Genomic DNA, 14,157 nt, shown 5'->3' on the forward strand with positions numbered 1-14,157 from the left:
ATGGCACTCAAGGAAGTTTATGATTATTTTCGTCACTATGATAAGGACACTTATCAAGTTGTCGCTTGCATGGGCAATGAACCATCGGAAGAAGATGTTCAGGATTTTGAAACTCAATACAGCATCCGTCTGCCAGAAGATTTCAGAGAATTCACCATGTCAGCTCTGGGAGGCCTCTTTATGGAGGTTAGGGAAGAGCTATGGCCAAGAGCCAAGGCTTACGATGTAGCTCCTTTTTGGACCTTCTGCCGAGGTATCAAGGTCTTGGGGATCGCCAATGGCATCCCAGACTTCTTAGACATTCGAATAAAAACCAAGGAATTACATGATTTAGGATTTGTTGACTATATTCCATTTCTGTCTATCATCGGGGATGGAGATGTGATTTTCTGCTTTGATAAGGACAATCACATAGTAGCTCTAGATTGGTATAATAGTGGCGAAACTGAAGAGCTTGAATGTGATTTTTCAGAACTTTTGCTTCAGCAAATTGCCGAGCTTGAAGAACGTAAAAATGAGATGGTCAAGCTACTGAAAAAGGGGAAATCTAGTCAATAATCTAATAGGAAATATCAGTTTGATAGTCCGTAAAAGAGGTTGGGACAAAAGATCCCGACCTCACTTTTTATTAGCAATCAAACTTTGATGCGGTAGTTGATTGAACTTTTTGTTCGTCTTTTATACTCTTCGAAAATCTCTTCAAACCACGTCAGCGTCGCCTTGCCGTATATATGTTACTGACTTCGTCAGTTCTATCTACAACCTCAAAGCAGTGCTTTGAGCAACCTGCGGCTAGCTTCCTAGTTTGCTCTTTGATTTTCATTGAGTATTAGACTCCAAAAAGCTCCTAATCATCCTCTCGGGGCTGGGACTACGAAATCGAGACTTTGTCTATCGATTTCTGTCCCACCGCCTTTTTTAGTAAAATCATTCACTAAATGTACATTCAGATTTTCAAAGTTTTCTACTAATTATAGAAAAAAGAATCAAAAGTATGATTTTTATGCTGCCAGTATTGAAGTTTCTTATATTATTTTATAAAATAGAAGCAAAATACTACTGAAAAAGTAGAGCGCTTACAAAAAAATGGAAGCGGTTACGAATGTAAGGAGGATATTATGAGAAAAGATCATTGGAATCGAAAAAGAGTGTATAGTATCCGAAAATTTACCGTTGGAACTTGCTCTGTAGTCATCGGTACTTGCTCAGTCTTATTTGGAGCAAGTGTAGCTGGTGCAAACCCAGTTTCAGCTGATGAAACTCCAATTGCAGTTGCTGCAGAAAAAGTAGCGGATGATTCTCATAAAGAGGAACTTGGTGAAACAAGAAGTCCAGAACAGCCAGCATCAACTGAATCAGCTGCAAGTGAAGTTGCTACACCAGCTCATGCGGTTGAAAAGGCACAGGACGACCAAACTGTACAATCAGATTCTGATAAAAAAGTGGATTCCATCTTAGATAAGAAACCTCAAGCAATTACTCAAGATCAATCTGCTCAAACGGAAAAACCGGACCTAAAACCGGCTACCAGTGAGGAGGTAAATCAATTGGTTGAGGACCGTAAAGTAGAATTTAACCAAAACTGGCATTTTAAACTCAATGCTAATGCCAAAGACGCTATCAAACCAGATGCAGATGTATCAAGCTGGAAGAAATTAGACCTTCCTCATGACTGGAGTATTTACAATGACTTCGATCATGATTCTCCTGCCCAAAATGAGGGTGGACAACTCAACGGTGGTGATGCTTGGTATCGCAAGACCTTTAAACTAGATGAAAAAGACCTTAATAAGAATGTTCGCCTGGTCTTTGATGGAGTTTATATGGATTCGCAAGTCTATGTAAACGGTCAGCTAGTTGGTCACTATCCAAATGGTTACAATCAATTCTCTTATGACATTACTGACTATCTCAATAAAGACGGTCGTGAGAATGTCGTAGCTGTACATGCGGTCAATAAACAACCAAGTAGCCGTTGGTACTCAGGAAGTGGTATTTACCGCGATGTTACCCTTCAAGTCACAGATAAGGTTCATGCTGAGAAAAACGGAACAACTATCTTAACACCAGACCTTGAAAAACAACAAAATGGTAAGGTTGATACTCATGTAACAAGTAAGATTGTCAATACAGATGACAAAGATCATGAAATTGTTGCTGAATACCAAATTATTGAAAGAAATGGTCAGGCTGTGACGGACGTTGTTCGTACAGACAGCCAAGTCTTGAAAGCCCATCAATCAACTAGCTTGAATGCTATTTTGCAAGTTGAGAAACCAAAACTTTGGACAGTTCTTAATGACAAGCCTGCCCTTTATGAGTTGGTGACTCGTGTTTATCGTGATGGTCAATTGGTCGATGCTAAGAAGGACTTGTTTGGTTACCGTTACTATAACTGGACACCAAATGAAGGATTCTCTTTGAATGGTGAACGCATTAAATTCCATGGAGTTTCTCTTCACCACGACCACGGAGCTCTAGGGGCTGAAGAAAACTATAAGGCAGAATACCGTCGTCTGAAACAGATGAAGGATATGGGTGTGAACTCTATCCGTACAACCCACAACCCAGCTAGTGAGCAAACGTTGCAGATCGCTGCAGAACTAGGTTTGTTGGTGCAAGAAGAAGCCTTCGATACTTGGTACGGTGGGAAGAAACAGTATGACTACGGACGTTTCTTTGACAAGGACGCTACTCACCCAGATGCTAAAAAAGGTGAAAAATGGTCTGATTTTGACCTACGTACAATGGTCGAAAGAGGCAAAAACAGCCCTGCTATCTTCATGTGGTCTATCGGTAATGAAATCGGTGAAGCAGACGGTAAGGCTCGTTCTCTAGCGACTGTAAAACGCTTGGTCCAAGTTATTAAAGCAGTTGATAAGACACGCTATGTCACTATGGGAGCAGATAAGTTCCGCTTTGGTGATGGTAGTGGTGATCATGAAAAGATTGCCAACGAACTTGATGCGGTTGGATTTAACTATTCAGAAGACAACTACAAGAAGCTTCGTGCGAAACATCCAAATTGGTTGATTTATGGTTCAGAAACTTCTTCAGCAACTCGTACTCGTGGTAGCTATTTCCGTCCAGAAAGTGAGCTAGTTCATAGCAATCAAGCTTACCGACACTATGAGCAGTCAGACTATGGTAATGACCGTGTTGGTTGGGGTAAAACAGCCACTGCATCGTGGACTTTTGACCGAGACAATGCTGGTTATGCTGGTCAGTTTATCTGGACAGGTACCGACTATATCGGTGAGCCTACTCCATGGCACAACCAAAACAACACACCAGTTAAGAGTTCTTACTTTGGTATCGTAGATACAGCCGGAATTCCAAAGAATGATTACTACTTGTACCAAAGCCAATGGGTTTCTGCTCAGAAGAAACCAATGGTTCACCTTCTTCCTCATTGGAACTGGGAAGATCCTACTCTGAAAGCAAATGTAGCTGACGCAGATGGTAATATTCCTGTTCGTGCATTTTCAAATGCTGCCAGTGTGGAACTATTCTTGAATGGTGAGTCCCTAGGTAAGAAAACCTTTAACAAGAAACAAACAAGCGATGGCCGTACTTACCAAGAAGGTGCCAATGCAAAGGAACTTTACCTTGAGTGGAAGGTTGCTTATCAACCTGGAACCTTGGAAGCAGTAGCTCGCGATGAGGCTGGTAATGAAATTGCTCGTGATAAGGTTACGACTGCTGGTGAACCTGCAGGTGTTCGCCTAGTCAAAGAAGAAAATGCTATCGCAGCAGACGGAAAAGATCTCACTTATATTTACTACGAAATCGTTGACAGTGCTGGTAATGTAGTTCCAACTGCCAATAACCTTGTTCGCTTCCAGTTGCATGGACAAGGTCAGATTGTCGGTGTGGATAACGGGGAACAAGCAAGCCGTGAACGTTATAAAGAGCAAGCTGACGGTTCATGGGTTCGTAAGGCCTTCAATGGTAAGGGTGTTGTCATTGTCAAATCAACTGAGCAAGCTGGTAAATTTACCTTGACTGCTCATTCTGATCTCTTGAAATCTGATCAAACTACAATCTTTACAGGTAAGAAAGACCAAGCTGAAAAAACTGTCTTGGGTACAGAAGTTGCTAAAGTCCGTACTGTTATCGGTCAAGCACCAAAAATGCCTAAGAAGGTTGCATTTATCTACAGTGATGGTAGCCGTACAAAACTTCCAGTAGAATGGTCAGCAGTTGATGTCAATGAACCAGGAATTGTGACTGTTAAGGGTGTGGCAGATGGACGTGATGTAGAAGCTCGTGTTGAAGTCTTGGCTCTCGAAGCAGAATTGCCTGTAGTCAAGAGAATCGCTCCAAATACAGATCTAAATTCGGTTGACAAATCTGTTTCCTACGTATTGTCAGATGGTACTGTAGCAAGCTATGATGTTAATAAGTGGGAAATTGCAGCTGAAGATCAAGCTAAACTAGCAATCCCAGGCTCTCGCATCCCAGCAAAAGGTATTTTAGAAGATGAAGAAATCGCTGCGACCTTGGTAGTTGCAGAAGGGGAAGCTGCTAATCCAGTAGTTCCAAGTGTAACTGTAGCAGATCAAGCGGTTGAAGGTCTTTCAACTGACCAACCTGTAAAATACCACAAGCTTGCTTATGGAGCAGCTTTGCCAGAGGTTAAAGCTACGGCTGAAAATGCTCAAGTGACAGTTATTCAAGCTAATGAAGCAAATGGTATGCGTGCAAGCATCCATGTTCAACCAAACGATGGTGGCCCACTACAAACCTATGCTATCCAATTCCTACAAGAAGCTCCACAAATTGAAAGTTTGAGCCTAGAAGTTGAAAATGTAGCTACTTTGAAAGAAGACCAAACTGTCGGTATCAAGGTCTTGGCTCACTATCAAGACGGTACACAAGCAGTCTTGAAGGCTGATAAGGTTACCTTCTCAACTACAGGTGAAGGAGATGTAGCCGTTCGTAAAGGTATGCTTGAATTGCATAAACCTGGTCAAGTAACTCTGAAAGCTCAATTTGAAGGAGCAGAAGGTCAGATTGACTTGAACATTCAAGCAAATACTGAAAGCAAAGTTGTCCAAGCCATCCGTCCAGTTAGTGTCGTGACAGGTTTGAACCAAGAACCAAGTCTACCTGCTACTGTAACTGTAGAGTATGACAAAGGATTTCCGAAGGTTCACAAGGTGACTTGGCAAGCAGTTGCTAAGGAAGACCTTGCTAAATACCATAGCTTTGATGTTCTTGGTAAAGTAGAAGGGCTTGAAAAAGAAGCTCATGCTAAGGTATCTGTTGAAGGTATCATTGCTGTCGAAGAAGTGAGCGTAACAACTCCAGTTGCAGAAGCTCCTCAACTACCAGAGAGCGTTCGTACTTACCACTCAAATGGCCAAGTCTCTTCAGCTAAAGTAACTTGGGACGCAATTGAACCAAGCCAATACGCACAAGAAGGCAAGTTTACTGTGACAGGACATGTCGAAGGTACTCAACTACCAACTAAACTTCATGTTCGTGTGTCTGCTCAGACAGAAACTGGTGCTAATATTTCTGACCAGTGGACTGGTTCAGAATTGCCACTTGCCTTTGCATCAGACTCAAATCCAAGTGATTCAGTAGCAAATGTCAATGACAAACTAATCTCATATAATAACCAACCAGCAAACCGTTGGACAAACTGGAACCGTACAAGTGAAGCATCAGTGGGAATTCTCTTTGGTGACTCTGGTATCATGTCTAAACGTTCAGTTGATAACCTCAATGTCGCCTTCCACGAAGACCACGGTGTTGGTGCACCTAAATCCTATGTCATCGAATACTATGTCGGTTCAGCAACTCCAACAGTTCCTAAGAATCCAAGCTTTGTAGCACGTGAAGATCATGTCTTTAATGACGATAAAAACTGGAAAGAAGTAACAAATCTCAAGGCTCCAGATCAAGTAAGAGCTGGAGAAATGACCCACTTTAGCTTTGATAAAGTCAACACTTACGCAGTTCGTATCCGCATGATTCGACCAGATGGTAAATGGGGTACTTCTATTACAGAAATGCAAGTCTTCTCTAAACAAGTAGCAGCAGCTAAGAAAGCTCAAGCACAAATCCAAGTAGATGGAAAAGATTTGCCAAACTTTAACCCAGGCTTGACTGACTACTATCTTGAAGCAAGCCAAGGAAAAGCTCCAGCAGTTACAGCAAGTGTTACTGAAAATGGTATTGCAACAGTTGTACCAAGCGTACGTGAAGGAGATCCAGTTCGTGTTGTTGTCAAGGCAGAAAATGGAGATATCCTGGGTGAATACCGCCTACACTTCACAACTGACAAAGATTTACTAACAAGTAAACCAGTAGCTGTGGCTAAAGCTTCTCGCTTGGTTGCTAAGGGGCAAAACCTAGACTTACCAGCCAAAGTTCCTGTTTACTTTACAGGAAAAGATGGCTATGAAGTCAAGGACTTGGCTGTTGACTGGGAAGAAGTTCCAGCAGAAAATCTAGCAAAAGCTGGTGAATTTACAGTTCATGGTCGCGTTTTAGGTACTGATTTATCCGCTGAAGTGGCTGTACGAGTGACAGACAAACTCGGTGAAAACCTATCAGACAACCCAGACTTCGATGATGACAGCAACCGCTCATTTGCCTCAGCAACTAACGATATTGATCCAAATTCTCGTGACCGTGTGGACTATGTCAATGATGGTTCTGATGATGAAAGCCGTCGTTGGACTAACTGGTCTCCAACTCCATCTTCTAATCCAGAAGTTTCAGTAGGGGTTATCTTTAGAGAAGCTGGTAAGATTGTTGAGCGTTCAGTAGCAGAAGGAAAAATTCGATTCTTTGCAGATGGTGGAACAGACGCCCCTTCTAAACTAGTATTAGAACGCTATGTTGGACCAGAATTTGATTCACCAGAATATTACTCTAACTACCAACCATACGATCCTGATCACCCATTCAACACTCCTTCTAACTGGGAGAAAGTTGAATACCGTGCGGATCAAGAGATTCAAGCAGGAACTGACATCCATGTAACCTTTGCACCAGTCAAAGCTAAAGCTATGAGATGGCGCATGGAAAGAAAAGCAGACAAGAAGGGTGTGGCTATCACTGAAATGGCCTTTATCGCACCAAGTGAAGCACCTAAGGACAATACAGCTTCTAAACTTCTTGTGGATGGTAGAGAGCTTGCTGACTTCTCAGAAGGTCGCGTTGATTACTCAGTTACCTATAGTGGAAAACGTCCTAAAGTGACAGTTGAAGCTGGTGAAAACGTAGCGGCGACAGTTGTTGATAGTGGTGACGATAAACTTCCAGTTTTGGTACGTCTTGTTTCAGAAAGTGGTAAGAACGTTAAAGAGTATCGAATCCAATTGACTAAAGATGAGGTCGAAACTGCTAAGACAGAACCAGCTGTTCAAGAAGCACTTCCTAGCCTAGAAGTGGTAGAAGAAGCAATCAGCTTTAAGTCTATTAAGCAAGATGATCCGACTCTTCCAGAAGGTGAAACTCGTGTGACTCAAGTAGGTCGTGAAGGTAAAGAACGCATTCTTACTGAAGTAGCAGTAAATGGAAGCCGTACTGAAAAACTTCGTGAAGTTGTTGAAGCAGCACAAGATGAGATTGTCTTAGTCGGAACTAAGAAAGAAGTATCAGGTAAAACTGATCCAGCTATCCACGAGGTTCCAGAATTCACAGGCGGTGTTAACGGAGCAGAAGCAGCTGTTCATGAAGTTCCAGAATACACAGGAGCAATTGGCACAGCAGGCGATGAAGCAGCTCCAGTAGTGGAAATTCCAGAATACACAGGAGCAATTGGTACAGCAGGTGAAGAAGCAGCGCCAGAAGTAGAAGTCCCAGAGTACACAGGAGCAATTGGAACAGCAGGCGACGAGCCAGCTCCAGTAGTAGAAGTTCCAGAGTACACAGGAGCAATTGGAACAGCAGGCGACGAGCCAGCTCCAGTAGTAGAAGTTCCAGAATACACAGGAGTTATTGGTACAGCAGGTGACGAAGCGGCGCCAGTAGTGGAAATTCCAGAATACACAGGAGCAATTGGCACAGCAGGCGATGAAGCAGCTCCGGTAGTGGAAATTCCAGAATACACAGGAGTTATTGGTACAGCAGGTGACGAAGCAGCGCCAGTAGTAGAAGTCCCAGAATTCAAGGGTGGGGTTAATGCTGTTGAAGCAGCTGTTCATGAAGTTCCAGAGTACATTGAAGAAAATGAAGCAGCTGATAAAATCCAACCACCAGTAGTAGAAATCCCAGAATTTACCGGTGGAGTAAATGGTGACGAAGCAGCTGTTCATGAAGTTCCAGAGTACACTGAAGCTATTGGCACAGCAGGTGAAGAAGCAACACCAGTAGTAGAAGTCCCAGAATTCAAGGGTGGCGTTAACGCAGTCGAAGCAGCTGTTCATGAAGTTCCAGAGTACACAGGAGCAATTGGTACAGCAGGTGAAGCTGCTATTCATGAAGTTCCAGAGTTTACAGGTGGAGTGAATGGTGTCGAAGCAGCTGTTCAGGAAGTAAGCCCAGAATTCACAGGTGGTGTCAATGGAGCAGAAGGAGCTATTCATGAAGTTCCAGAGTTTACAGGTGGAGTGAATGGTGTCGAAGCAGCTGTTCAGGAAGTAAGTCCAGAATTCACAGGCAGTGTCAATGGAGCAGAAGCCGCTATTCATGAAGTTCCAGAGTTTACTGGTGGAGTGAATGGTGAAGCAGCAGCTGTTCAGGAAGTAGGCCCAGAATTCACAGGTGGTGTCAATGGGGCAGAAGGAGCTGTCCATGAGATTCCAGAATACAAAGATGAGCAGTCTCTTGTAGCTCTTACTATGTCACAAGATAAGACTTATCAAGCACCTGCAAGTCATCCATACAAACTCCCAGAGACAGGCACTAAAGAAAATGCTGGCCTTGCAGCCGTAGGTGTTGTAGGAGCACTTCTTGGTATGTTTGCAATGGGAAAGAAAAAAGACGACGAATAAGATGATGTAAAAGCATCTAAGTCATAGAGATTGGGCCAAGAGACTAATCTCGATAATAAAAAGCGGACAAAACTAGTTTTCTGATAAACAGAATCTGGTCTTGTTCGCTTTTTTTCTCATGAATCAATTGCGAAAGAAGAAAAGTGAGGATTTTCTACAAAAAATCAAAAGCAAACTAGGGGAATTGCCTCATAAACAAAGGTGATTAAGGCAAGGCCGTACTGACTTGTTTTCAGCGATTTTAAGGAGTCTTAAAATCACTCTAATGTATACAGGGATAAGCTTTCTTTCTCTCCTCAAAAGAGTTATAATAAAGATGAAAATAGGAGAAGAGGAGGAGATAGGATGGCTTATATTGAAATGAAAAACAGCTATAAGAGGTATCATACTGGTGATACAGAAATCGTAGCCAATCGAGATGTCAACTTCGAGATTGAAAAGGGAGAACTAGTCATTATCCTTGGGTCATCTGGTGCAGGGAAGTCAACAGTTTTAAATATTCTTGGTGGTATGGATACAAACGATGAAGGGCAAGTCTGGATTGATGGGACCAATATCTCGAATTTCACTTCTCATCAGAGAACTAACTATCGTAGAGATGACGTTGGCTTTGTCTTTCAATTTTACAACTTGGTTTCTAACTTGACTGCTAAGGAAAATGTCGAGCTAGCTTCAGAAATTGTTGCCGATGCCTTGGATCCTGAGCAGGTTCTCAAGGACGTAGGATTAGGACACCGTCTTAATAACTTTCCAGCTCAGTTGTCAGGTGGTGAGCAACAACGGGTATCCATTGCTCGAGCGGTGGCAAAAAATCCTAAAATTCTCCTTTGTGATGAACCAACGGGAGCTTTGGACTACCAGACTGGTAAGCAGGTTCTAAAGATTCTTCAAGATATGTCACGTAAGAAGGGGGCCACCGTTATCATCGTGACCCATAATGCCTCCCTAGCTCCAATAGCTGATCGGGTGATTCAGATGCATGATGCCAGTGTCAAGAGTGTTGTCCTCAATCCTCAACCACAGGATATTGATGATTTGGAGTACTAAGATGAAAAGAAAGACATATTGGGAAGACCTGCTCCAGTCTTTCACAGGTTCAAAGGGACGGTTTTTATCCATCCTAACTCTGATGATGTTAGGTTCTTTAGCCGTGGTTGGTCTCAAGGTTGCTAGTCCTAACATGGAGCGAACAGCTTGGGCTTATCTAAAAGATACTAATGCGGCAGATATGACCGTCATAGCAGATTATGGTCTAGATCAGGCAGACCAGGAAGAATTACAAACTCTATCAGGAGTAGATGTCGAATTTGGTTATATGACAGATTTGACTCTGGCAAACAGTGAAGATGCCATACGAATCTTTTCAAATACTGATAAGATTTCAAAATTCCAAGTGACCCAAGGACGTTTGCCTGAAAAAGAAGATGAACTAGCCTTAGCGGATTTTTGGAAAGATCGCTATCAGGTTGGTCAAGTCATTCATTTGAGCCAAAAGAAGGGCAGCAATTCTCAGTTGAAGTGGGATAGTTATACCATTACAGGCTTCGTCCACTCTCCAGATATTTTCTCAAAAACGGATATGGGGAGTTCAGCCAGTGGTAATGGGAACTTAGCAGCCTATGGTGTCGTAACTGAAGAAAATTTTAAGAGCTCTGTTTACACGATTGCCCGCCTGCGTTTTGCTAGCCTAACAGATGTCAATCCTTTCTCTAGTGATTACGAAAAGAAGCAAGAGGAAGAAGAGGCAATTCTCAAAGACCTAGTTGCTGATAATGGACAAGCGCGACTAGAGAAAATGAAGAAGGAGGCTCAAGAGTCTCTTGATGAAGGGAAGAAGCAACTGGACGAGGCTGAAAGCAATTTGACAGCTGGCAAGAAACGCCTACAGGATATCGAGAGTCGACTTCAAGCTCAAGAAAATCAAGTGAGCCAACTACCAGAACCACAAAAAAGTCAAGCATCTAGTCAGTTAGGAGAAGCAAAAGAACAACTAAAGCAAGAAAAGGAAAAGCTAAGCCAAGCTGAAACGAATCTGGCGAGCGAAAAGGATAAATGGCAGGCTAGTCAGGATGAGGTCAATGCTCTAACAGAGCCAACCTATCATGTCTACAATCGCAAGAGTTCTCCTACTGGTCAAGGTTACCTCATGTATAGTAACTCGGCTATGAGTATTCGAGCCGTAGGGAATATCTTTCCAGTCGTTCTCTATGCCGTTGCAGCCATGGTTACCTTTACCACTATGACACGATTTGTAGACGAGGAAAGGACCAATGCTGGTATCTTTAAGGCTTTAGGCTACCATAGCAAAGACATCATTGCTAAGTTTGTCATTTATGGTCTGGTTGCTGGAACTCTTGGAACCCTTCTAGGTATTTTGCTTGGTCACTACATCCTAGCACCTACAATTTCGCATATTATTACTGAGCGAATGATTGTTGGAGAGAGTCAGCAGTATTTCTACTGGACCTATAGTTGTTTAGCTCTGGGGCTAAGCTTAGTGGCTAGTGTCCTACCTGCCTACCTTGTATCTCGCAGAGAATTGCATGAAGAAGCAGCGCAATTATTACTACCTAAGCCACCAGTCAAGGGTTCTAAAATTCTCTTGGAGCGGATAACCTTTATCTGGTCACGTTTGAGTTTTACTCAGAAGGTAACAGCCCGCAACATTTTCCGTTACAAACAACGCATGCTGATGACCATTTTTGGAGTTGCTGGTTCAGTAGCTCTCCTCTTTGCAGGACTTGGGATTCAATCCTCTGTGGTTGGAGTGGCAGACAGGCAGTTTAAGGACCTGCAACAATATCAAATGATTCTCTCTGTCAATTCTCGAGCTTCTGATTCTGACAAGGCCAAGCTAGAGGAAAAACTGAAAAGTGATGAAGTAGAAAACTACCGTTTGATTTTTTCCAAACAGATTGAGGAAGACTATGCCGGTAAGGCAGGTGTTCAAACCGTGACCATCATGGTAACGGATCAAGATGACCTAGATCCCTTTGTCCATTTAGAAAAAAATGGGGAGAAACTGAACTTATCAAACGGAGTCATTTTGACTGAAAAATTAGCCCAGTTGGCTGGAGTTTCTGTTGGTGACAATTTTACCATCGATGGGAAAACCTTTAAAGTAGGTGCTATTACCGAGCACTATGTTGGTCATTTTGTATACATGAATCAGGCGACCTATGAGGAGATATACGGTCAAGCACCCAAGATGAATACCTATCTGGTCCAACTCAAGGATAAAAGTGAAGTCAATACCGAAAGAGTCGCAGGAGAATTTATGGACCAGGCGGCTATCAGTGGCCTCGTTCAAAACGCCTCCACCATTCAGCTCTTTGAAAGTTTTGCCAATTCTCTGAATCATACCATGGCGATTTTGGTGCTGGTATCGGTGCTACTAGCTATTGTGATTCTCTATAATTTGACCAACATCAATGTTGCTGAACGGATTAGGGAACTCTCAACCATCAAGGTTCTTGGTTTTCATAACAAAGAAGTGACCCTTTACATCTATCGGGAGACCATCATATTATCACTAATTGGAATGATTGTAGGATTGGTCTCAGGCTTTTATCTCCATCAATTTCTCATTCAGATGATCGCACCTGGAACCTTCCGTTTTCAACCCAAGGTCGGCTGGGAAGTGTATCTCATCCCAATTCTAGCTGTTAGTGTCATCTTGACTATCCTAGGCTTTTTTGTCAATCATTATCTCCGAAAGGTAGATATGCTTGAAGCCCTCAAGTCTGTAGAATAGTTGATCGAGGACAAAAACAAATAAGAAAGCCCTTTGTGGCTTTTTTATTTTCATAAAAATGGTAAAATAGTAAGAGTAGAAATGGAGTTCTAGATATGAAACGAATTGATCAATTTGAAAATAAGAAAGTATTAGTCCTAGGTTTGGCCAAATCTGGTGAATCTGCAGCTCGTCTTTTGGACAAGCTAGGTGCCATTGTGACAGTGAATGATGGCAAGCCTTTTGAGGAAAATCCAGCTGCGCAAAGTCTCTTGGAAGAGGGCATCAAGGTTGTCACTGGTGGACATCCTTTGGAATTATTGGATGAAGATTTTGCCCTTATGGTAAAGAATCCAGGAATTCCTTATAGCAATCCGATGATTGAAAAAGCTCTAGAAAAAGGTATTCCAGTATTGACAGAGGTTGAGTTGGCTTACCTGATCTCAGAAGCACCAATCGTCGGTATTACAGGTTCAAATGGTAAGACTACGACCACGACCATGATTGGAGAAGTTTTGACTGCTGCGGGGCAAAATGGTCTTTTATCAGGGAACATCGGTTATCCTGCTAGTCAAGTGGCTCAAACTGCGACAGATAAGGATACTCTTGTCATGGAGCTATCCTCTTTCCAACTAATGGGAATCCAGGAATTCCATCCTGAAATTGCTGTTATCACCAACCTGATGCCAACACATATTGATTACCACGGTTCTTTTGAAGCCTACGTTGAAGCCAAGTGGAATATCCAAAGAAATATGACAGCGGCTGATTACCTAGTATTGAACTTCAACCAGGAATTGTCTAAAGAACTTGCGAAAAAAACAAATGCGACTGTAGTACCATTCTCAACCCTTGAAAAGGTTGACGGAGCTTATCTTGAAGATGGTCTTCTCTACTTCCGTGGTGAAAAAGTCATGGCAGCTGATGAAATCGGTGTTCCAGGTAGCCACAATGTGGAAAATGCTCTTGCAACCATTGCTGTTGCTAAACTTCGTGGTGTTGACAATGAAACGATTAAGGGAACCTTGTCAGCCTTTGGAGGAGTTAAACACCGTCTCCAGTTTGTAGACCAAATCAATGGGGTTAAATTCTATAACGATAGCAAGTCAACCAATATCTTGGCAACTCAAAAAGCTTTGTCTGGATTTGACAATAGCAAGGTTATCTTGATTGCTGGTGGTTTGGACCGTGGCAACGAGTTTGACGAATTGGTCCCTGATATTACTGGACTTAAGAACATGGTCATTCTCGGTCAGTCTGCAGAACGTGTCAAGCGTGCAGCGGATAAGGCTGGTGTGGCTTATGTCGATGCAACAGATATTGCTGACGCAACTCGAAAGGCTTATGAACTTGCAGAAGAAGGAGATGTGGTTCTCCTCAGTCCTGCTAATGCTAGCTGGGATATGTATGCCAACTTTGAGGTACGTGGAGATCTTTTTATCGACACTGTAGCGGAGTTAAAGGGATAAT

At 42.6% G+C, this 14,157-nt stretch carries 5 protein-coding genes; all 5 read left to right on the forward strand.

The genetic code is table 11. The annotated features are described in order from the left end of the window. The 5 genes from O3658_RS04935 to murD all read left to right on the forward strand — a co-directional run bounded on the left by O3658_RS04935 (position 1) and on the right by murD (position 14,156). Positions 1 to 558, forward strand: coding sequence for an SMI1/KNR4 family protein (locus O3658_RS04935; protein WP_371559695.1), 558 nt, complete (start codon positions 1 to 3; stop codon positions 556 to 558). Between the two features lie 560 nt (positions 559 to 1,118). Continuing rightward, positions 1,119 to 8,954, forward strand: coding sequence for an SIALI-17 repeat-containing surface protein (locus tag O3658_RS04940; protein ID WP_371559697.1), 7,836 nt, complete (start codon positions 1,119 to 1,121; stop codon positions 8,952 to 8,954). A 345-nt stretch (positions 8,955 to 9,299) separates the two neighbouring features. After that, positions 9,300 to 10,001 carry an ABC transporter ATP-binding protein gene (locus O3658_RS04945; protein ID WP_000323392.1) on the forward strand — a complete coding sequence of 234 codons (702 nt, stop codon included), beginning with the start codon at positions 9,300 to 9,302 and terminating at the stop codon, positions 9,999 to 10,001. A 1-nt stretch (position 10,002) separates the two neighbouring features. Then, positions 10,003 to 12,708, forward strand: a complete 2,706-nt coding sequence (locus O3658_RS04950; RefSeq protein ID WP_371559700.1) for an FtsX-like permease family protein — start codon at positions 10,003 to 10,005, stop codon at positions 12,706 to 12,708. Positions 12,709 to 12,803: 95 nt separating this feature from the next. Continuing rightward, a complete protein-coding gene (gene murD, locus O3658_RS04955; protein WP_371559702.1) occupies positions 12,804 to 14,156 on the forward strand; it encodes a UDP-N-acetylmuramoyl-L-alanine--D-glutamate ligase in 1,353 nt (450 codons plus the stop codon). The last annotated feature ends 1 nt before the right edge of the window (position 14,157 follow it).

This window comes from Streptococcus sp. 27098_8_69, assembly GCF_041432445.1.
In the GTDB taxonomy this organism is placed as follows: domain Bacteria; phylum Bacillota; class Bacilli; order Lactobacillales; family Streptococcaceae; genus Streptococcus.

Bases quoted from the DNA above. Each gene is read 5' to 3' on its own strand.
- O3658_RS04935 (WP_371559695.1), top strand. From the start codon at position 1: ATGGCACTCAAGGAAGTTTATGATTATTTTCGTCACTATGATAAGGAC.
- O3658_RS04940 (WP_371559697.1), top strand. From the start codon at position 1,119: ATGAGAAAAGATCATTGGAATCGAAAAAGAGTGTATAGTATCCGAAAA.
- O3658_RS04945 (WP_000323392.1), top strand. From the start codon at position 9,300: ATGGCTTATATTGAAATGAAAAACAGCTATAAGAGGTATCATACTGGT.
- O3658_RS04950 (WP_371559700.1), top strand. From the start codon at position 10,003: ATGAAAAGAAAGACATATTGGGAAGACCTGCTCCAGTCTTTCACAGGT.
- murD (WP_371559702.1), top strand. From the start codon at position 12,804: ATGAAACGAATTGATCAATTTGAAAATAAGAAAGTATTAGTCCTAGGT.